Source organism: Nonomuraea sp. GTA35 (genome assembly GCF_041950525.1).
Taxonomy (GTDB): Bacteria; Actinomycetota; Actinomycetes; order Streptosporangiales; family Streptosporangiaceae; genus Nonomuraea.
Map to the genome: position 1 here is coordinate 98,672 of NZ_JBGNUV010000012.1, position 20,106 is coordinate 118,777.

Below are 20,106 nucleotides of genomic sequence, written 5' to 3' on the forward strand. Positions count from 1 at the left end.
CTCGGCGTTAGCCCTTATTCAATGTATGCGGGACGAGCCGGCGGGTCCGGCTCGCTATGACGGGCGATCCTACTGGAGGCGGCGCACCGCCGCACCGATCCGTTCGTCGGTGGCGGTGACGGCGATGCGGATGTGCCGCCCACCTGCCGATCCGTAGAACTCACCCGGTGCGACCAAAATCCCGATTTCGGAAAGCTTGCCTACCTGATCCCAGGCGCTCTGCCCGTTCGACGCCCAGAAGTACAGGCCCGCCGTCGAGTGGTCGATGCTCCACCCGGCCTTCTCCAGCGCGGGGCGCAGCACGGCGCGGCGGGCGGCGTACAGCTCGCGCTGCCGGTCGGCGTGCTCGTCGTCGGAGAGCGCGACCGTCATGGCCGCCTGTACGGGCTGGGGCATCAGCATGCCCGCGTGCTTGCGCGTCTCCAGCAGCCGCTTGACCAGGGCGGGGTCGCCGGTCACGAACCCGGCGCGGTAGCCGGCCAGGTTGGAGCGCTTGGAGAGCGAGTGGACGGCGAGCAGCCCCTCGTGGGAGCCGCCGCAGACGTCGGGGTGCAGGATCGAGACCGGGCGCTCCTCCCAGCCGAGCTCGATGTAGCACTCGTCGGAGGCGACGACCGCGCCGCGCTCGCGGGCCCAGGCCACGACCTTGCGCAGGTGCTCGACGGGCAGCACCCGGCCCGTGGGGTTGCCCGGCGAGTTGACCCAGACGAGGTCCACCGGCTCGGGGCCGAGCGCGAGCGTGCTGTCGGAGGCCGTGCCGACCGCCCCCGCCAGGCGGGCGCCCACGTCATAGGTGGGGTAGGCCAGCTCGGGGAAGACCACCCGCTTGGCGCCCAGGTACGTGGGCAGCCAGGCGACGAACTCCTTGGAGCCGATCAGCGGCAGCACGTCCTGCTGGTCGACCGTGACGCCGTGCCTGCGGCCCAGCCACCCGGCGGCGGCCTCGCGCAGCGCCTTGGTGCCGTGGGTGAAGGGGTAGCCGGGGCTGTCGGCCGCCTGCGCGAGCGCGTCCTGGACGAGCCGGGGCACGGGATCGACGGGCGTGCCGATCGACAGATCGACGATGCCGTCGGGATGTGCCAGCGCGCGCTCCTTGTACGGCTCCAGCCGGTCCCAGGGGAAGTCAGGCAGCTTGTTCACGATTCTCCAGGGTGTCGCGTTGCCGTACGTCAGGCGCGCACGCCGCGCGAACGGGGCGCATCCACTTCCGCCGGATGCCCCCGTGCACGGCGCTGACGGGACCTTTAGTGGTCCTCGCCCTGCGGCGGCAGGGCCGCCACGACCGGGTGGTCCTTGTCGATCTTGCCGACCTTGGAGGCCCCCCCGGGCGAACCGAGGTCTTCGAAGAAGTCCACGTTCGCCTTGTAGAAGTCCTTCCACTGCTCGGGAAGGTCGTCCTCGTAGAAGATCGCCTCGACGGGGCACACAGGCTCGCACGCGCCGCAGTCCACGCACTCGTCGGGGTGGATGTAAAGCATGCGCTCGCCCTCGTAGATGCAATCGACGGGGCACTCCTCGATGCACGCCTTGTCCAGGACGTCCACGCAAGGCTGCGCGATGACGTAGGTCACCTCGAGCTCCTTCTTCTCCAGCACCATGGCATGACTCTGACCGCGGTTTGCTACGCCCTAGTATTGCCGTGCTTGCCAGCTGGCCGAAACGGAGGGTGGCAAACTCGTGGTCGCACGCCTCGTGATCGCCATCACAAGTCAGGACATAGGAGCACGGATCACCACCCGAAGACGGGTTCCCGGCGGGTTTCGCGATGCCGTGGGAATCCTCGTGTCGTGGGCGGACGGGGTGCTCGAAGTTCGCAAAAAGGACGGCACGGTGGTGACGATCCCCGAGGAGAGCCTGGTGGCCGCCAGAGTCGTACCGGCCGCGCCTCCTCGACCTGGGCGAATGCAACAGTAAGTATTCGTTGTGTGACTGTACGTACCTGCGCCGCCGCAGCAGCCATCCTCGCCAGCGCCGGATGCGGCGCGTCGTCCACCGACTCCACCACCACGGAGAGCAAGAACCTGCCGCCGGTCAACGCCCAGGCCGGCTCGCTGAAGGCGGGCTTCGGCACCATGGAGCGCCTGGCCGAGACCGCCAGGCGCGAGGGCGAGCTGAACGTGATCGCCCTGCCCCGCGACTGGGTCAACTACGGCGAGATCATCGACACCTTCGCCGACAAGTACGACATCAAGGTCAACCAGCTCGAACCGGGGGCGAGCAGCGCGCGGCAGCTGGAGATCGCCTCCAGGCTCAAGCCCGACGTCTTCGACCTGACCATGGACGTGGCCGTCTCGGGGGCCGACCGCTTCGCCCCGTACAAGGTACAGGGCTGGCAGGACCTGCCCGACCACGTCAAGGACCCGTCCGGCGCCTGGTACGCCGCCTACGGCGGCTACATGTCCATCGGGTACGACCCTCGCGCGGTCAAGCCGCCGGCCACCTTCGCCGACCTGCTCAAGCCCGGCCACCGGGTCGCGCTCGACGGCGACCCCCTGCGCGCGGCGGCGGCGTTCGACGGCGTCATGGCGGCCTCGCTGCGCGCCGGGGTGCCGCGGCCCGAGCAGGGCGTGGCGCTGTTCGCCAAGCTCAAGCAGGAGGGGCGGCTCACCGAGCCGGCCAAGGCCAACGTGATCGTCGCCTGGGACCACCTGAACGCCGCCCGCGGCGCCAGCCACCCCGACGCCTGGAAGGTCACGATCCCGCGCGACTCCGCCCTCGGCGGCTACCACGTGCAGGCCATCAACAAGGCGGCCCCGCACCCGGCGGCGGCCCGGCTGTGGCAGGAGTTCCTGTTCTCCGACGAGGGCCAGAACCTGCTGCAGAAGGGCTTCGCCCGGCCGGCGCGCGGCGAGGCGATGCTCATGAAGGGCACGCTCGACACCGAGCAGGCGGCGAAACTGCCCAAGCCTCCCGGCCCTCCCGTGCTCATGACGATCCCGCAGGCCGACGCCGCGAAGGCGTACCTGAAGAGGGAATGGGCAAAGAGCGTGGGATGAGTCCGAAGTGACTTGATATGTCGTAGGGACGATCAGGCTCTAAAGTGAACAGACAGCACGGCCACGGGGGCCCGATGTCTGATCGAATGTGAGCTGATCGTCTTGCGATACGACACACCGAGCTTGGAGCGGTGGAACAGTCGCGCCTACGACAGCAGCTTCGGCTACGTCTCCACGCAGGGCGCGCCACTGGTCGACCTGCTGGACCCGCGGCCCGGCGAGCGCGTGCTCGACCTCGGTTGCGGCACCGGGGTGCTGACCGCGCAGATCGCGTTCAGGGGCGCCGAGGTCCTCGGGATCGACGGCTCCGCGGCGATGATCGAGAAGGCGCTCGCCCAGTATCCGGGCATGGACTTCATCATCGGCGACGGGCACGACTTCACGGTCGTGGATCCGTACGACGCGGTGTTCTCCAACGCCGCGCTGCACTGGATGAGCCGTGATCCCGGCGCCGTGATCGCCAGCGTCCGCGAGGCACTCATGCCTGGCGGGCGCTTCGTCGCGGAGATGGGCGGCGCCGGCAACTGCGCCGAGCTGACCACCGCGATGCTGACCGCCTGGCGCGAGTACGGCCTGCGCGAGCCCGAGCTGCCGTGGTACTTTCCCACGCCTGCCGAGTACGCCCGCCGCCTCGAGCAGGAGGGGTTCGTGGTCAGGTTGCTCGAATACTTCGACCGGCCGACTCCCCTGGACGAGTGCCCCGGCGGGGCCGCCGACTGGGTGCGCATGTTCGCCGCCTCGGTGCTCGAAGGGCTTCCCCCCGAGATCGTGGAGCCCCTGCTCCGGCGCGTGAACGAGCTGGCCGCGCCCGCGCTTCGCAGGGAGAGTGGCTGGATGGCCGACTACGTGCGTCTACGCTTTGCCGCTGTTCGGCGTTGATGCGTCGAGCATGATGCGTAGGGCTGATTTGCCGGACTATGGTCTGTTCCGTGGGCGGCGAGATTATGGCTGCACCGCTGCGGCGGCGTGAGGGGCTGGTGAACGGAACGGGATGAACTTCTGCCTGAGCGACCTCGTACCACCGTTGAGGTGGAGCGACTCGTCGACGATCACGCTACTCACCGGGCAGCCGGACCTGCCGGATGCGTGGTGGCGCAGTTTGCCCATGCCGCTCGTGCTGGCGGCGATCGGCCCCGAGTCCCTGGGCGAGCTGCTGACGGAGATCGCCCTTGAGCACTGGCCCGCGGCGGCGGTGGGCGACGTCCTGCCGGCGCTGCACGTCCTGGACCCGGAGGAGGCCGACGAGCCCGCCGTCGCGATCGCGCTCGACCGCGCCGGGTCGTGGGCCGGGCTGCTCGCGCTGACCAGCCGGGAGCTGGTGGACCAGCCCTTCATCCAGGCGCGGCCGGTGCTGAACACGCTGTTCTCCGCCGTCCTGGTACGTCTGGCGCACCCGCACGGCGAGGACGCGCCCAAGCACGTCACCGGCCGGCCGGCGGAGTCCTTCGCCCACGCGCCGGCCGGCTACGGGCCCGTCGCCCACGAGCCCGTGGAGCAGGCGCCGCCCGCGCCCGAGCCCGGCGAGCCCGCCGGGCATGCGGCCGTCGCGCCCGCGGCTGTCGCGCCCGTGCCCGTCGCGCCCGTGCCCGTCGCGCCCGTGCCCGTCGCGCCCGTGCCCGTCGCGCCCATGCCCGTCGCCCACGAGCCGGGGGGCGTCGCCGAGCACGCGTACGTCGCCGACGAGGCTGAGTCGCCCGCTGCGGCCCCGGAGCGGGAGGAGGCGGCCGAGGAGGAGGTCTCCGAGCCGGTCGCCGCGCAGCACGCCGCTGAGGGCGTCGAGGAGCGCGATGACGCTCCGGAGGCTGCCGAGAAGCCCGTGCAGCGGGTGCAGGAGGCATACCCGGCCGAGGCCCAGCCCGTCGACGAGCCTGTCGCGGAGGCCGAGCCCGCCGCCAAGCCCGCCGTAGAGGCCACGCCCGCCGTGGAGGGGCAGCCCGTCGCGGACGCCGAGCCCGTCGCGGAGGCTGAACCCGCCGCTGAGTCCGCCGTAGAGGCCGAGCCCGTCGCGGAGGCCGAGCCCGCCGTGGAGGCCGAGCCCGCTGTGGAGGCCGAGCCCGCTGTGGAGGCCGAGCCCGGCGCCGGACGCGCCGCCGAGGGCGCCTACGCCGGCGATGCTCTCGACGCCGATTACGGCGAGCCCCGTGAGGCCGCTGCGCATCACGAGAGCGCCACGCTGGACGAGGAGGCGCCGGAAGAGGCCGAGCGGGTCCTCGACGCCGACGCGGAGCCGGCGGCCGACGAGGCCCGCGAGCCGGAGCCCGAACCGGTGCTGGACGCCGCCGACGAGCCCGCCCCCGAGCCGGCGATCCAGGAGGCCGAGGCGCTCCAGGCCGAAGCACTCCAGGCCGAGGCGGCGCACGAGCCGGAGCCCGGCGCCGAGCACGCACCCCACGCCGAACATGAGGCCGGACACGACGCCGGGCACGAGGCCGATGGGCGGGAGCGTCCGCTGCCCGAGCTCATCGAGGCCGCGTTCGCCGGGCTCGACGACAAGAGCTGGGCGGTGGCCCAGAACCGGGTCTTCACCGACGAGCCCTCGGCCGTGGACCAGCTCGCCAAGCTGTTCGCCGTCCCCCCGGCCGAGATCTCCGCCACCGAGGACGAGCTGCGCGCCCGCCTGGACCGCTGGCTGGCCAGCGACGAGGCGGCCCCGTACCGGGCGCACCTGGACGAGCTGGCCAGGACCCTGGGCCCGGCGGCCCCCAAGGAACAGCTCATCGACGCGGCCGACTGGCACACCGTGGAGATCCAGGCGCTGGAGGTCCCCGCGTGGCAGTTCGTGCTGGCGACGCTGGCCCCGCCGCCTCCTCCTCCCCCGCCGCAACCGGAGCTCCCCTCGCAGCCGGAGCTCCCGCCGCCGCCGCTGCCGCAGCGCAAGCCGTACCAGCAGCAGCCGCCGCCTCCGGTGGAGCTGGTGCCTTCGGCGTTCGGCCCGGTCGGGATCACGCCGCCGCCCCCGGGGCCGCCGCAGTTCCAGGCGTTCACGCCGGCGCTCCAGCCGGTGCAGGAGGTCAACGGCGAGCAGGACAAGCCGTACCAGCCGCTGAAGGACGTCTCCCAGACGCAGCGCTGCTTCAGGCAGCCCGACGGCCGCTGGTGGCTGCGCATCGACGTCACGGCCGAGCAGCTCGCGGGCGGTGAGTGCGTGCTGCCGACGGGGTTCGCCTCGTACCTGGGGCTGTCGCCTGGCGAGAGCAGGACGGTCAGGAGCGCCGCGGGCGAGCTGGCCATGGTCTGGCACGGCAAGCCGAGCCTCCAGAGCATCGAGCGGCTGCTGGTGGACGTGGGCGCCCGGGAGGGCGGCCACCTGTTCCTGACGCTGTCGGACGAGGGGGTGCTGCGGGCCAGGCACCTCCCGGTCGCCGCCCAGGGGGCCGAGAAGATCACCAAGGCGCTGCGCCTGGTGGGGTACACGGCCCCGGGAGGCACCCGGGACCAGGCCGCCAGGGTGATCGCCACCAGGATCGGCATGACGGGGCCCGTCGCCCTGCCCGACCTGCTCAACAGGCTCCGCGAACGCGGGGATCGCGATCTGCTCGAGCTCCTGGACTGAGCCGGGTGCCGCGGCTCGCGATCGGCCCTGAGTTTCCCAGGGAGCTCAGCGCACTGGCCCAGCCGGTGCGCAGGGACGCCGTGGTCGCGCTGCGCCGGTTCCTGCTGAACGTGTCGGGCGCCCCGCACCCGGAGAGGGTCAGGGGCGCCAGGGACCCGCGGGTGGCGACCCTGCGGCTGACCGAGGGCCATCGCGGGGTGGTGGTGCGGCAGCGGGACGTGTACTGGCTGCGTACGCTGCTGCCCGACCCCGACGCCTGGTCGTACGCCCGCCGCCACCGCTACGGCGTCAACCCGGCGATCGGCGTCGTGGAGGAGTGGGACGCCGAGGCGCTGGAGCGGGTGGAGCCCGCGTTACGCAGGTCTGCCAGGTCCTCCCGGCTGTTCGCGCCGATCTGCGACGGCGACCTGCTCGGGCTGGGCCTGGACCTCGAGGCGCTGCCGCTGTTCCGCCTGATCACCACCGAGGCCGACGTGGCCGCGCTGGAGCCGTTCCTGCCGCCCACCCAGTACGTCCCGCTGGCGGTGCTGGCCAGGGGCGGCTCGCTGTCGGAGGCGTGGCGGGAGCTGAACGCCTGGCGCGCCACCGAGCAGGAGCCGGGCCCGATCGACCCCGAGGACCTGTACGCGGCGCTGCGGCGCAGCCCGGACCGGGCGGCGTTCGTCTCCGACAAGGTCGCGCTGGACCGGGTGCTGGAGGCGCCGGGCTGGTGCACGTTCCTGTACCCGCCGCAGCACCGGCTGGCCAGGGCGGCCAGGTTCGAGCACCCGGTGCTGGTCGTGGGTGGCGCGGGCACCGGCAAGACCGTGGTCGCGCTGCACCGGGCGGCCCATCTGGCGGCGCGGGGGGCGGGCCCTGTGCTGCTGGTGACGTTCTCGCAGAGCCTGGCCGACGAGCTGTCGGCGAAGCTGGACCTGCTGATCGAGGACGAGGTGGTGCGCAAGCGGGTCGAGGTGGACAACGCCGAACGCCTGGCCGTCCGCATCGTGGCCGGCGCGGAGGGCCGCCGTCCGGCGCTGGTGGGGCCGGGGGCGCGCTCGCTGGCCCAGCTGACGGAGGACGCGCTCAGGTTGCTGTCGATCTCGACAGGTGATCTGCTCGACGATGTGGATCCGGGGCGCAAGCCGTACCGTCACATGGTTGTGGACGAGGCACAGGACATCAGCCCGGCGCAGTGGCGGCTGCTGAGGGCGGCCGTGCCGCGGGCGCGGGACGACCTGTTCATCGTCGGCGACCCGCACCAGCGCGTCACCGACACGAAGGTGGCGCTCGGCGCGGTGGGCATCCCCGCCGTCCAGCACTCGCTCGACCGCTCCCACCGGCTGACCCAGGAGCTGCTCTCCTTCGCCGTACGCCTGCGCGGCGGCAGCCCCTCGCCCGGACTGGTCAAGGGCGTGACCGACCTGTCGGCCTTCAGCGCGAGCCGGCACGGTGAGCGGCCGGTCGTCAGGGCGTACGACTCGCCTGAGGCGGAGCTGGCCGGGCTGCGCGGCACGATCGACGCGTGGCTGGCGGACGGCGTGCCCGCCGGCGAGATCGCCGTCGCGGCCCGCGACCAGCGGTTCGTCCGCGCCGCCAAGCGCGCGCTGACCGGCCTGGACGTGCGGGCGTCGACCTTCCAGCAGTTGAAGGGGCTCGAGTTCGAGCGGGTGGCGCTCATCGGGGTGGCGGAGGGCGTGGTGCCCGGGCCGCCACCGGACGAGCCTTACGCGCGGGCTCGTGCCCTGCAACGCGAACGGAGCATACTGTTCGTCGCCTGCACCCGGGCGCGCTCGATGCTCTATATCTCCCATTCCGGAAGAGGCAGCCCGTTTTTACCCCTCTGATCACATAGTCTGAACTGCGGATATCTTCCCTTTGCCGGTTGGACCTCAATGAACCTCAGCCTGAGCGACCTCGCGCCACCCCTGCGCTGGACCTCCCCTGGTCAGATAGCGCCGATCGTGGAGGAGCCCCAGCTGCCCGAGGCCTGGTGGCAGGCGATCCCCCTCGACCGCGCGTGCGCCATCGTCGGCACGCAGACCGTCGCGGGCCACCTGGCCGACCTGGCCGTGGCCTGCTGGGGGCACCTCATGCTCGGCGACATCCTGCCGCTGCTGCGCTTCTCCGACCCCGCCGAGGCCGAGCGGTCGCCGGAGACGCTGGGCAAGGACGTGGTGCAGAAGCTGTTCAGCGGCGTGTTCGAGCGGCTGCTCGAGCCCGCTCCCGAGCCGGTGCCCGGGCCGTCCAGGCCGGACAGGCCGTTGCCCGAGCTGATCGACGAGCTGTTCGGCGCGCTGGACGACCGGCAGCGGGCCATCGCCCGCGACCGGCTGTACGCCACGCAGCGGGCCACGCTGGACGAGCTGGCGCAGCGGTTCTCGGTGACGCGGGAGCGGATCAGGCAGATCGAGCGCGACCTGCGCGACCACGTGGAGGCCTGGCTGAGCAGGCCGGAGGCCGCCGCCCTGGTCGCGCACGTGGCCTGGCTGCGCGGCCGGCTGGGCTCCGCGGCGCCGGCCGACGACCTGCAGGCCACCGTGCCGTGGCACCGCACCGAGCTGCGCACGCTGGGGATCCCGGCGTGGCGGTTCGTGCGCACGCTGCTGACCGGCTACGAGCAGGCCGACGGCTGGCTCGTGGCGGGCGGGGCCGACGAGCTGAGGGAGAAGACGCGCCAGCTCTTCGCCGACGGGCCGCACCCGCTCGGCGAGGCCGTGTCCATGGTCTCCCAGCTCGGCGTGCGCGAGGACGTCGCCGAGCGGTGGATCCTGGCCGTGCCGCAGCTACGGGTGCTGGGCCAGCACGTGGTGCCGTGGCCGCGCAGCATCAACGAGAAGGCCGAGGCGGTGCTGGCGGTGGCGGGCTCGCCGCTGTCGCCCGAGGAGATCCAGGAGCGCATCGGCGAGGACTACAGCCTGGTCGGCATCCGCAACCAGCTCACCGCCGACGAGCGCTTCCGCCGGGTCGACCGCAACAAGTACGGGCTGACCAGGTGGGGCGGCGACGAGTACCTGGGCATCAGGGAGATGATCGCCAGGGAGATCGAGCGGGCCGGCGGCGAGGCCTCGGTGAGCACGATCGTGGCGAACCTGACCTCCCGCTACGACGTGAGCGAGAGCTCGGTGCGCGCGTACTCGGGCGGGCCCGGGTTCGAGCGCACGCAGCGGGGCTGGATCAGGGTGGCGGGCACCGCCCCCGGCGGCGAGGCGGAGCCGTACCAGCCGCGCAAGGACGTCTCGGAGACGCGCCGCAGCTTCCGCTCCCGCGACGGCCGCTGGTGGCACCGCGTGGACGTCAACGCCGAGCACCTGCGCGGGTCCGGGTCGCCGCTGCCGACGGGGTTCGCGGCGTACCTGGGGATGGCGCCGGGCGGGCAGCTCACGGCCTCCGCGCCGTCCGGCGACGTGGTGATCAGCTGGCATAACCAGCCCACGATGGGCTCGATCCGCAACGTGCTGTCGGAGTACAAGGCGCAGGAGGGCGACCACGTCTTCCTGACCGTGTCCGACGGCGGCGAGCTGCTGACCCGCTACCTGCCGGCCGCGCCCGTCAACATGCCGCCCATCAACCGGGCGCTCTACCTGTTCGGCTACACCGCGCCCGTCAGCTCGGAGATGGAGGGCCTGCGGCTGATCGGGGCCAGGATCGGGCTGTCCGACACGGCCACCCGCGAGGAGATCCTGGCCAGGCTGCGCGAGCGCGGCGACAGGGACATCCTCGGTTTCCTGGGCGGATGACGCCGGGCTAAGCTCGGGAGATGTTGCGGATCTACGACACGCGCGCCAGGCAGGTCGAGGAGATCGCCGCCGGGCGCGCGGTGCGGATGTACACGTGCGGGCCCACGGTCTATCGCCACGCGCACGTGGGCAACCTGCGTACGTACCTGCTGTCCGACCTGATCAGGCGGGTCCTGGAGCGGCGGCGGGTGCGGGTCGTGGCCTGTCAGAACATCACCGACGTCGGCCATCTCGTCGACGACACCGCCGACGAGGGCGAGGACAAGGTCCTGGCGCAGGCGCGGGCCGAGAGCCGCTCGCCGCTGGAGCTGGCGCGCCACTACGAGGAGGCGTTCAAGGCCGACACGGCCGCGCTGAACCTCCGGCCGCCCGAGCACATGCCGAGGGCCAGCGAGACCGTCGACCTGATGGTCGAGCTGATCGCCAAGCTGATCGAGCAGGGGCACGCCTACGCCGTGCCCGACGGGTCGGTGTTCTTCGACGTACGGACGTTCCCCTCCTACGGGGAGATCTCCGGCAACCGGCTCGACGCGCTCAAGCCCGCCCACCGCATCGAGACCGTCGATCCGCGCAAGCGTTTCCACGCCGACTGGGCCCTGTGGAAGCCCGGCGAGGGCGAGCTGACCTGGGAGACGCCGTGGGGGCGGGGCTTCCCCGGCTGGCACGTGGAGTGCTCGGCCATGTCGCTGCGCTTTCTCGGGCCGCGCTTCGAGATCCACACCGCCGGGATCGACCTGCGCTTCCCGCACCACGAGGACGAGCGGGCGCAGTCGAACTCGGCGACCGGCCACGAGGTGGTGGATCACTGGGTGCACGGGGAGCACCTGCTCTTCGACGGGCAGAAGATGGCCAAGTCCACGGGGAACGTGGTGCTGCTCGCGGACGTGGTGGCGGCCGGGCTCGACCCGCTGGCCGTGCGCATGGCGTTCCTGGAGCACCGCTACCGCCAGCAGATGAACCTCACGTGGGACACGCTCAAGGCCGCCGACCGCACGGTGCGCAGGTGGCGCTCGCGGGTGGCCGAGTGGGCCGAGTCGGTCAGCGCGCCCCTGTCGCAGGCGCACGTCGAGCGGGCGGAGGCGGCCTTCGACGACGACCTCGACACTCCGGCGGCGCTGCGGGTCCTGCGGGAGCTGGAGCGGGACGAGTCGGTGGCGCCGGGGGCGAAGTTCGAGACGTTCCTGCATCTGGACCAGGTGCTGGGGCTCGATCTGTCCATCGACATCGGCAAGCCCAGGGTGCTGCCGCCCGGCGCCGCCGAGCTGCTGAAGGCGCGGGAGCGGGCGCGCGAGTCGAAGGACTGGGCCGGCTCCGACCGCCTGCGCGATGAGCTGGCCGAGCTCGGTGTACGCGTCTCCGACACCTCGGAGGGGCAGACGTGGATGGTCTGAAGCGTCCGGAGGAGTGATCAAGAACTGCCAGACTTGATGCCAGTTCGGCATGAAGGAGGTGGCGGTGAGACCCTTTGCGTGGATGCCGCGGCCATTGCGGTGGTCCGCTCGGGTGTTGACCGTTCTTCTCGCGCTGGTTCTGGTGCTGGCAGGGGTCGTCGTCTACACGGTGCGGAAGTCGTTCCCGCAGGTGGACGGGTCGCTCCGGCTCCCGGGCCTGACCGGGAACGTAGAGATTTATCGGGATAAGTCGGGGATCCCCCATATTTATGCCGATAGCGCCGCGGACCTGTTCATGGCCCAGGGCTTCGTCCACGCCCAGGACCGCTTCTTCGAGATGGACTTCCGCCGCCACATGACCGCCGGGCGCCTCTCGGAGCTCTTCGGCGCCTCCACCCTCGACAACGACAAGGCCCTGCGCACCATGGGCTGGCGCAGGGTGGCCGAGCAGGAGGTGCCGGACCTGGCGCAGGAGACGCAGGGCTACCTCGACGCGTACGCCAACGGCGTCAACGCCTGGCTCAGCGCCAACCCGAACGCCTCCGACCGCAGCCTCGAGTACTCCATCCTGAAGCTCCAGGGCGGCGGCGGCACGCCGGAGAAGTGGACGCCGGTCGACTCCGTGGCCTGGCTGAAGGCGATGGCGTGGGACCTGCGCTCCAACGTCGAGGACGAGATCGACCGCGCCCTGGCGCTGACCAAGCTGCCCAGGGAGCGGGTCGAGCAGCTCTACCCCGGCTACCCCTACGACCGGCACCTCCCGATCGTCAACGAGGGCGCCCTCCTCCAGCGCCGCTTCGACCAGCAGGCCGAGCCGCGGCTGCGCGGCAACCGGGCGCTGGCCGGCGCGGCCCGCATGCTGGAGGACGTGCCGAGCACCATGGGCGCCGCCGACCGGTCCGGCCTCGGCTCGAACTCGTGGGTGATCTCCGGCGAGTACACCGCCGGCGGCAAGCCGCTGCTGGCCAACGACCCGCACCTGTCGGCGCAACTGCCGTCCGTCTGGTACCAGGCCGGGCTGCACTGCCGGAAGATCACGGAGGCGTGCCCGTACGACGTGACCGGGTTCACGTTCTCGGGCGTGCCCGGCGTGATCATCGGGCACACCGACAAGATCGCCTGGGGCTTCACGAACCTGGGCGCCGACGTGGCCGACCTCTTCCTGGAGCAGGTGGACGGCGACACGTACCTGTACGAGGGCTCGCGGCTGCCGCTCGAGACCCGGGAGGAGAAGATCAAGGTGGCCGGGGGCAAGACGGTCACGCTCACCGTCAGAAGCACCCGGCACGGCCCGCTGATCAACGAGGTCATCCCCACCGCCCGGCCGAGCGGGGAGGCCAACGCGGTGGCCCTGCAGTGGACGGCGCTGACGCCCGGCAGGACGGCCGACGCGATCTTCGCGCTGAACAGGGCCGGCGACTGGCAGGAGTTCAAGGCGGCCGCGTCCCTGTTCGACGTCCCCTCGCAGAACCTCATCTACGCCGACACCTCCGGCAAGATCGGCTACCAGACCCCCGGCCGCATCCCCGTCCGCCAGACCGGCGACGGCACCTGGCCGGTCCCCGGCTGGAGCGGCGCGTACGACTGGAACCCCGCCCCCATCCCCTACGACCAGCTCCCCTCGGTCGAGGACCCGGCGGACGGCTTCATCGTCACCGCCAACAACGCCGTCATCGACCCCGAGCGGTACAAGCCGCTGCTCGCCAAGGACTGGTCGTACGGCTACCGCTCGGAACGCATCCGCACCCTGATCAAGGAGGCCATCAAGAAGGGCCCGATCGACGCGGCCACCATGTCCGAGATCCAGCAGGACACCCACAACGGCTTCGCCGATACGCTCGTCCCCGCCCTGATGCGGGTGGACCTGGCGGGCCCGTCGGTCCAGGCGCGGGACATGCTCGAGACGTGGGACGGCGAGCAGGGCACGGGCTCGGCCGCCGCCGCGTACTTCAACGCCGTCTGGCGCCACGTGCTCACGCTGACGTTCGACGACGACCTGCCGGAGTCGGCCCGCCCCACGGGAGGGGACCGCTGGTACGAGGTCGTCAGGCGGCTGCTGGAGGCCCCGGAGGACCCGTTCTGGGACGACACGACCACCAAGAACCTCACCGAGACCCGCGACGACATCCTCCGCCAGGCCCTGGCCTCGGCGCACCAGGAGCTCGCCGACCGGCTCGGGACGGACGTCAAGGCGTGGCGCTGGGGCGACCTGCACCAGCTCGAACTGGTCAACGGGTCGCTCGGCACCTCGGGCATCGCGCCGGTGGAGGCCCTGTTCAACCGGGGGCCGCTGCCGGTGGGCGGGGGCAAGGACGCGGTGAACGCCACGGGTTGGAACGTTCAGAGCGGTTACACGATCACCGCTGTGCCGTCGATGCGGATGGTCGTCGACCTGTCGGACCTGGACAAGTCCCGGTGGATCAACCTGACGGGAGCCTCCGGGCACGCCTTCCACGACAACTACTGGGATCAGGCCGAGGCGTGGGCGCGGGGCGACCTGCTGCCGATGTGGTCCAAGCCGGAATCGGTGAAAAAAGCCGCAGTTCACACGCTGAAACTGACTCCCTGACGCCGGGCGCCGCTCCTCGCGGAGGGGTGGCGCCCTTTACAGAGCGTGTCAATCAGGAGCCCCTGATTCGCCGCCACCACAGGTGCTTGTGCGGATATCCGCCGTCGTCCAAACCGGCCAGGCGCTCGAAGACGTTGTACGAAGCCTGGTGACCGCAGACGACCACCGAGGCGAGCATGGCCAGCAGGTAGAGCGGCAACATCGGCAGCCCGAGGCACCAGGCCCACTGCGTGGCGTGCCGTCCCTCGTGCAGGATGAGCCGCTCGTCCAGCGCGTCTCTCCTGGTCAGGACCACGTTCCCGACCGTGAACGCCCCGGCGACAGGGAAGCGGTAGCGGTAGCCGAAGGCCAGGACGAGCCCGTCGGGGCCGGGCTGCCTGGACGCGCCGCCCATGATCGCGATCAGCAGGCCGAGCGGTGTGGAGAGATTCACGTAGTTCACCGCGCGCCGGAACCGGAAGCGCCTGTTCATGCGTCTGAGTCTTGACCAATCTTGACAAGTCGGAATAATGATCCCCGTCCTGAAATCTCCCACAAGAGCAGGATTATGAGATTCTCCACCCTGGGCGCGCTGCTCGGCACCGTCGCACTGGCAGGAGCCGGCGGAGTCGCGATCACCCAGACGTCAGCGGCCGATTCCCTACGATTCACCGACACTCCTCTCAACGCGCAGGTGGCGTTAGCCGGCGACCCATCGACGTCGCCGCCCCCCACGACGTCGCCGACCCCGACCGAGACCACGAGCCCGACGGCGTCACCCACCCCCACCGACGGGGAGTACACCGCCGAGACGCGGGTGGTCAAGAGAAGAGGCGTCTCCTACCTGAACGTCTCGATCACCTATGAAGGGGCGGCGTTATTCAACGTCGAACAGCGAGTGTGCAAGAGGAGAGCGTGTAAGACCGCGAGCGTGGACCTCACGGTCGTCGGGGGCGACGGAAGCGCCACCACCCGGCTGGGCCGGGGCACGTACAAGAAGCGAGGGCAGGCCGGCGTCAGCATGGCGCCCCTGCCGACCGTCACCGTCCGCGAGACGGTCACGGTGACCGAACCAGGTCCCACGGTCACCGTCACCGAGCCCGGCCCGACGGTCACGGAGACGTTCACCTGTCAGCCGTACGTCGAGCCGACGGACACCCTTCCGCCCTCGGAGGAGCCGACCGTCCCCGTCCCCCCGACGGCGACGGTGACGCCCACCGTCACGGACACCCCGACGCCGACACCGACCGTTACCGAAACCCCGACCTCGACACCGACCGAAACCCCCACTGTGACCCCACCCACGGAATCCCCGACGGACACCGTGTCGCCCACGGTCAGTCCCACGATCAGCCCCAAGGGGATCCCGACCTGCCCGCCGCCGTCGGAGCCGCCGGCCGAGCTGCCCACGGACAGCCCGACGCCGACCGGCACCGGCGCCCCGACCGACACCAGCGTTCCCACTGACACCGCGACGACCTCGCCGTCGGAGTCGGTCAGCGCTCCCGCCGCCCAGTAGGGCCGCGGACACCTTGCTCGGGCCAGGCACCATGTGCCTGGCCCGGCTCGTTCACAGGGACTTGTAGCGGCCCTCGTGGTAGAGCAGCGGCGCCCCGTCCGACGGCGTGCCCAGCGCCGTCACCGCGCCCACCACGATCGAGTGGTCGCCGCCGTCGTGCACCGCCGTGGTCGCGCACTCCACCGTGGCGATGGCCCCGTCGAACAGCGCCACCCCCGACTCCCCCCGGTGGTGGGGCCACCTGGAGATCTGCCCGTTCAGCGGCCTGCCCCGGTGGGCGAAGAAGCGCGAGGCGTCCTCCATGGAGGCCGGCAGCACCGACACGCCCCACAACCCGGCCTCCATCACGGCGTCGTGGAAGCGCGCCACCTTCTCGGCGCAGAACAGCACGAGCAGGGGATCGAGGGAGACGGAGGTGAAGGAGTTGATCGTCATCGCGTGATCGTCGTCGCCCAGCCTGGTCGTCACGATCGCGACTCCGGTGGCGAAGCGGCCGACGACCTTGCGGTACGCTCCCGGGTCCACGTGCCGCTCGATGGAATGCACCTAGCTACTTTATGCCTCTACGTCTGATTTTTCGGAGGGGTACCCCCGCAAGAGCCATGATCCCCCTCCCGACGTGGGCGAAAGCAGATAGGCCACGACGAGGCCCAGCAATCCCCCGTACAGGTAGACGTAACCGGGCGGACCGGACGCGATCACCAGGTCCCCCATCCCCAGCTCCAGCGTGAACGGCATGGTCACCAGCAGCCAGCCGAGCGCCGTCGCCATGGCCCCGAGCCTGGCGCGCATCAGCTTGCCCGCCCCCAGGCACACCCCGAACAGCGCCAGCACCCAGACGATCGCCGACGCCGGGATCACACCGACCTGCCACGTGGGATGCGTGAAGCCGCCCACGACGGCCATGACGACCCCGAGCACGAACAGCATGCCGTACGCCGCCCCGCCCAGCGCCGACTCGGCCTGGCTGCGATGTTCCATGTCGAATGAGGTTAGTGGATGCCCGCGAAGAGATCGTTCTCGCGGTTGTGCGGCTCACCGAGGCCTCCCGCGTCGACCGGCGGCCCGGGCACCGCGGGGCCGGGGACGCCGATGGCCAGCGTGTAGTGCTCGACGGCCAGCACCTCCTGGCCGATGTTGTTCGACAGCGCGTACCAGGGGGCCTGGACGCTGATCTGGGTGGCGTGCGCGCGCAGCGCCTCCAGCTTGTTGCCGATCCAGGGGCGGGCGTCGATCTCGGTGGTGATGTCCTCGTCGGGGCTGCCGAACGGCATGTCGTCGACGTTCTCCGTCAGGAAGTCGACGTCCGCCTCGCGCAGCGCCTCGGCCGCGCGCCGCATGACGGACCTGGCGACGGCCGTGTGGTAGAACTTCGCGATCTGCCAGGGCTCGCCCTCGCCGAAGTCCGGCTTCGCCGCCAGCTCGAACGCCCTGCGCGAAACCCGATGCGCCTGGATGTGGTCGGGGTGGCCGTAGAAGCCGTTGGCGTCGTAGGTGACCAGGACCTGCGGGCGTACCTCGCGGATGACCTTGACCAGCTCCCCCGCCGCCTCGTCGAGGTCGGCGCCCCAGAACGCGCGCGGGTGGTCGTTGGAGGCCACGCCCATCATGCCGGAGTCGCGCCAGCGGCCCGGCTCGCCGAGGAAGCGGTGGTCCTCGACGCCCAGCGCCTGGCAGGCCGCCGCCAGCTCGCCGATCCGGTACGGGCCCAGCGCGTCGCCCCGATCGGCGGCCAGGTGCGCGAGGTCGCCGGGGATGATCTCCCCCTCCTCGCCGAGCGTGCAGGTCACCAGCGTGACGTGGGCGCCTTCCGCGACGTACTTGGCCATGGTCGCGCCGGTGCCGATCGACTCGTCGTCCGGATGGGCGTGCACGAGCAGGAGCCGTCGATCAGTCATGCCCACGAGCGTAGCAATGGCAGGATTGACGCCATGAGCGAGAGCTTCCCGCGCCTGTCAGCCAGGACCCGACGGTTCACCCTGGGGGTCCCCCGTAGCTTCACGATCTCCCCGGACGGCGGCCGGGTGGTGTTCCTGCGGACGAAGTCGGGCACCGATCCGGTGACGTGCCTGTGGGAGCTCGACACCGAGACCCACGTCGAGCGGCTGGTGGTCGATCCGCGCACGCTCCACGCCGACGAGGAGGACCTGCCGCCGGAGGAGCGCGCCCGGCGCGAGCGCAGCCGCGAGGCCGCGGGCGGCGTGGTCGCCTACGCCACCGACACCGCGCTGACCAGGGCGTGCTTCGCGCTGTCCGGCGGGCTGCACGTGGTCGAGCTGCCGAGCGGGCAGGCGCGCACGCTGTACACGCCGGGCCGGGTCGTCGACCCCCGCCTGTCGCCCGACGGGCGGCACGTCGCCTACGTCTCCGACGGCGCCCTGCGGGTGCAGTTCCTGGACACGGGCGACGACCGCCCGCTGGCCTCGCCGGAGTCGGAGACGGTGACGTACGGGCTGGCCGAGTTCATCGCCGCCGAGGAGATGGACCGCATGCGCGGCTACTGGTGGTCGCCCACCAGTGACGCGCTCCTGGTCGAGCGGGCCGACGAGGCTCCCGTGCGGGTGTGGCACATCGCCGACCCGGCCAACCCCGACCGCACGCCGGCGGCCCAGCGCTACCCGGCCGCGGGCACGCCCAACGCCCGCACCGAGCTGTTCGTGCTGGGGCTCGACGGGTCGCGGGTCGCGGTGCCGTACGAGGAGGAGTACCTCGTCACGGCGGCGTGGGACTCCCACGCGCTGTCGATCGTGACGCTGACCCGCGACCAGCGGACGATGCGGCTGTTCTCGGTCGATCCGGCGACCGGCGCGTCCGCCCTCGTGCGCGAGGACACGGACCCGGCGTGGATCGACATCGTCGGCGGCGTGCCCGCGCACCTCGACGACGGCTCGCTGGTGTGGGTGGCCAACTCCGAGGGCGGGCACCGGCTGTTCGTCGGCGACCGCGCGGTCACCCCGCCGACGCTGCAGGTGCGCGCCGTGCTCGACGTCGACCACGACAGCGTGCTGTTCAGCGCGAGCGGCGATCCGACCGAGATTCACCTGTGGACGTGGGACGGGCACTCGCTGCTGCCCGTCTCGACCCGTTCCGGGGTGTTCTCCGGGCGGATGGCGGGCGGGGTCGGCGTGCTGAGCGAGCAGAGCCTCGACGACGAGGGCGTCTCCACCACGGTCGTCCGCCGCGACGGCATGGCCGTCCCGATCCCGTCGTTCGCCGAGCGCCCCGGCCTCGACCTGCGCGTCTCGCTCGGCCGCTCCGGCAGCCGCGAGCTGGCCACCGCCGTGGTGCTGCCCACGTGGTACGAGCAGGGGTCGGGCAAGCTGCCGGTGCTGATGGACCCGTACGGCGGGCCGCACGCGCAGCGGGTGCTCAACCGGCGCGGCGCGTTCCTGGAGAGCCAGTGGTTCGCCGAGCAGGGCTTCGCCGTCATCGTGGCCGACGGCCGCGGCACCCCGGGCAGGGGCACCGAGTGGGAGCGCGCCGTGCTCGGCGACCTGGCGACCCCCGCCCTGGAGGACCAGATCGACGCGCTGCACGGCGTGGCCGAGCAGTATCCCGACGCCCTCGACCTGACGCGGGTGGCCATCCGCGGCTGGTCGTTCGGCGGCTTCCTGGCGGCGCTCGCGGTGCTGCGCCGCCCCGACGTGTTCCACGCCGCCGTGGCGGGGGCGCCGGTGACGGACTGGCGGCTGTACGACACGTGCTACACCGAGCGGTACCTGGGCGATCCCGAGCAACAGCCGGACGCGTACGAGAAGTCGTCGCTGTTCGCGGACGCGGCCAAACTGGAGCGCCCGCTGCTCCTCATCCACGGCCTGGCCGACGACAACGTCGTGGCCGCCCACACCCTGCGGCTGTCCTCGGCCCTGCTCGCGGCCGGGCGGCAGCACAGCGTGCTGCCGTTGTCGGGGGTGACGCACATGACGCCGCAGGAGGTCGTGGCGGAGAACCTGCTGCTGCTGCAGGTGGACTTCCTGAAGAAGTCGCTGGGCTGATCCCGGCGGGCATCGGGGCGGGGAGGGGCGCGCGGGCGTGACGGCATCCGTCCGCCGGCGCGTCCGCCCGGTGAGGAGCCCCGAGCCCGCCCGATCTCCGACCGCCCCGTAGGCTCCCAGCCCGGCCCTGCCCCCAGCCGCCCCGCAGGCTCGCCCACCCGTCACCAACCGTCCCACCAGCTTCCGACCACCCGCCATCAACCGCCTCGCAGGCCATCCCGCCACGTGGTGGAAGGGCCCGTCCGGTGCCGACGCCCCGTACGCACAGGCGAACCGCCCGCCCTCTTCCTCCGGCCGTGCACATCGACCCACCGGCGGCGGACCCGCTCTCGCGCCTGAATCGAGCTACGGTCCATCAACCCGTGGTCCGACATCCCTCCCCCGA

General features: G+C 71.7%; 15 protein-coding genes. 9 read left to right on the forward strand and 6 right to left on the reverse strand.

Annotated features, from left to right (window positions below; all coding sequences use genetic code 11):
* Positions 1-69: 69 nt before the first annotated feature.
* Both dapC and fdxA read right to left on the reverse strand, forming a co-directional pair.
* A complete protein-coding gene (gene dapC, locus ACBJ32_RS41355; RefSeq protein WP_375131442.1) occupies positions 70-1,140 on the reverse strand; it encodes a succinyldiaminopimelate transaminase in 1,071 nt (356 codons plus the stop codon).
* A gap of 104 nt (positions 1,141-1,244) precedes the next feature.
* Positions 1,245-1,571, reverse strand: coding sequence for a ferredoxin (fdxA, locus tag ACBJ32_RS41360; RefSeq protein ID WP_080047500.1), 327 nt, complete (start codon positions 1,569-1,571; stop codon positions 1,245-1,247).
* A 354-nt stretch (positions 1,572-1,925) separates the two neighbouring features.
* On the opposite strand from fdxA, the gene ACBJ32_RS41365 reads away from it, so the two are divergent.
* The 7 genes from ACBJ32_RS41365 (at position 1,926) to ACBJ32_RS41395 (ending at position 14,228) form a co-directional block, all read left to right on the forward strand.
* A complete protein-coding gene (locus tag ACBJ32_RS41365) occupies positions 1,926-2,996 on the forward strand; it encodes an ABC transporter substrate-binding protein (RefSeq protein ID WP_375131443.1) in 1,071 nt (356 codons plus the stop codon).
* Positions 2,997-3,098: 102 nt separating this feature from the next.
* Positions 3,099-3,875 carry a methyltransferase domain-containing protein gene (locus ACBJ32_RS41370; RefSeq protein WP_357877156.1) on the forward strand — a complete coding sequence of 259 codons (777 nt, stop codon included), beginning with the start codon at positions 3,099-3,101 and terminating at the stop codon, positions 3,873-3,875.
* A gap of 226 nt (positions 3,876-4,101) precedes the next feature.
* On the forward strand, positions 4,102-6,549 hold the full coding sequence (locus ACBJ32_RS41375; RefSeq protein ID WP_375131444.1) for a hypothetical protein: 2,448 nt from the start codon (positions 4,102-4,104) through the stop codon (positions 6,547-6,549).
* Positions 6,550-6,554: 5 nt separating this feature from the next.
* On the forward strand, positions 6,555-8,375 hold the full coding sequence (locus tag ACBJ32_RS41380; protein ID WP_357877150.1) for a UvrD-helicase domain-containing protein: 1,821 nt from the start codon (positions 6,555-6,557) through the stop codon (positions 8,373-8,375).
* A gap of 48 nt (positions 8,376-8,423) precedes the next feature.
* Entirely contained in the window at positions 8,424-10,268 is a 1,845-nt protein-coding gene (locus tag ACBJ32_RS41385; protein ID WP_357877147.1) for a sigma factor-like helix-turn-helix DNA-binding protein, read from the forward strand.
* 20 nt (positions 10,269-10,288) lie between these two features.
* On the forward strand, positions 10,289-11,659 hold the full coding sequence (gene cysS / locus ACBJ32_RS41390) for a cysteine--tRNA ligase (protein WP_375131445.1): 1,371 nt from the start codon (positions 10,289-10,291) through the stop codon (positions 11,657-11,659).
* Between the two features lie 82 nt (positions 11,660-11,741).
* Positions 11,742-14,228: a penicillin acylase family protein gene (locus ACBJ32_RS41395; protein WP_375131658.1), complete on the forward strand. Its 2,487-nt coding sequence runs from the start codon at positions 11,742-11,744 to the stop codon at positions 14,226-14,228.
* A gap of 52 nt (positions 14,229-14,280) precedes the next feature.
* Here ACBJ32_RS41395 and ACBJ32_RS41400 read toward each other — a convergent pair whose 3' ends face one another.
* On the reverse strand, positions 14,281-14,700 hold the full coding sequence (locus ACBJ32_RS41400; RefSeq protein ID WP_375131446.1) for a hypothetical protein: 420 nt from the start codon (positions 14,698-14,700) through the stop codon (positions 14,281-14,283).
* 75 nt (positions 14,701-14,775) lie between these two features.
* Here ACBJ32_RS41400 and ACBJ32_RS41405 point away from each other — a divergent pair, with 75 nt between their 5' ends.
* Positions 14,776-15,726, forward strand: a complete 951-nt coding sequence (locus ACBJ32_RS41405) for a hypothetical protein (protein ID WP_375131447.1) — start codon at positions 14,776-14,778, stop codon at positions 15,724-15,726.
* A 51-nt stretch (positions 15,727-15,777) separates the two neighbouring features.
* On the opposite strand, the gene ACBJ32_RS41410 is transcribed toward ACBJ32_RS41405, so the two are convergent.
* Genes ACBJ32_RS41410 through mshB form a run of 3 tightly spaced genes read right to left on the reverse strand, consistent with a single transcriptional unit; the run spans position 15,778 to position 17,624 of the window.
* The gene (locus tag ACBJ32_RS41410; RefSeq protein ID WP_375131448.1) at positions 15,778-16,272 is read right to left on the reverse strand and encodes a flavin reductase family protein; all 495 of its coding nucleotides are present in this window, start codon (positions 16,270-16,272) and stop codon (positions 15,778-15,780) included.
* A gap of 9 nt (positions 16,273-16,281) precedes the next feature.
* Complete coding sequence (locus ACBJ32_RS41415; RefSeq protein ID WP_375131449.1) at positions 16,282-16,707, reverse strand: DUF6113 family protein; 426 nt, start codon at positions 16,705-16,707, stop codon at positions 16,282-16,284.
* An 11-nt stretch (positions 16,708-16,718) separates the two neighbouring features.
* Complete coding sequence (mshB, locus tag ACBJ32_RS41420) at positions 16,719-17,624, reverse strand: N-acetyl-1-D-myo-inositol-2-amino-2-deoxy-alpha-D-glucopyranoside deacetylase (protein ID WP_375131450.1); 906 nt, start codon at positions 17,622-17,624, stop codon at positions 16,719-16,721.
* A gap of 33 nt (positions 17,625-17,657) precedes the next feature.
* Between mshB and ACBJ32_RS41425 the strand changes: the two genes are divergently transcribed.
* The gene (locus tag ACBJ32_RS41425) at positions 17,658-19,721 is read left to right on the forward strand and encodes a prolyl oligopeptidase family serine peptidase (protein ID WP_375131451.1); all 2,064 of its coding nucleotides are present in this window, start codon (positions 17,658-17,660) and stop codon (positions 19,719-19,721) included.
* The last annotated feature ends 385 nt before the right edge of the window (positions 19,722-20,106 follow it).

Coding starts and splice junctions, on each gene's coding strand:
- ACBJ32_RS41405 (WP_375131447.1), top strand. CDS start 14,776: ATGAGATTCTCCACCCTGGGCGCGCTGCTCGGCACCGTCGCACTGGCA.
- mshB (WP_375131450.1), bottom strand. CDS start 17,624: ATGACTGATCGACGGCTCCTGCTCGTGCACGCCCATCCGGACGACGAG.
- ACBJ32_RS41385 (WP_357877147.1), top strand. CDS start 8,424: ATGAACCTCAGCCTGAGCGACCTCGCGCCACCCCTGCGCTGGACCTCC.
- ACBJ32_RS41395 (WP_375131658.1), top strand. CDS start 11,742: ATGCCGCGGCCATTGCGGTGGTCCGCTCGGGTGTTGACCGTTCTTCTC.
- ACBJ32_RS41415 (WP_375131449.1), bottom strand. CDS start 16,707: ATGGAACATCGCAGCCAGGCCGAGTCGGCGCTGGGCGGGGCGGCGTAC.
- ACBJ32_RS41400 (WP_375131446.1), bottom strand. CDS start 14,700: ATGAACAGGCGCTTCCGGTTCCGGCGCGCGGTGAACTACGTGAATCTC.
- ACBJ32_RS41375 (WP_375131444.1), top strand. CDS start 4,102: ATGCCGCTCGTGCTGGCGGCGATCGGCCCCGAGTCCCTGGGCGAGCTG.
- cysS (WP_375131445.1), top strand. CDS start 10,289: ATGTTGCGGATCTACGACACGCGCGCCAGGCAGGTCGAGGAGATCGCC.
- ACBJ32_RS41425 (WP_375131451.1), top strand. CDS start 17,658: ATGAGCGAGAGCTTCCCGCGCCTGTCAGCCAGGACCCGACGGTTCACC.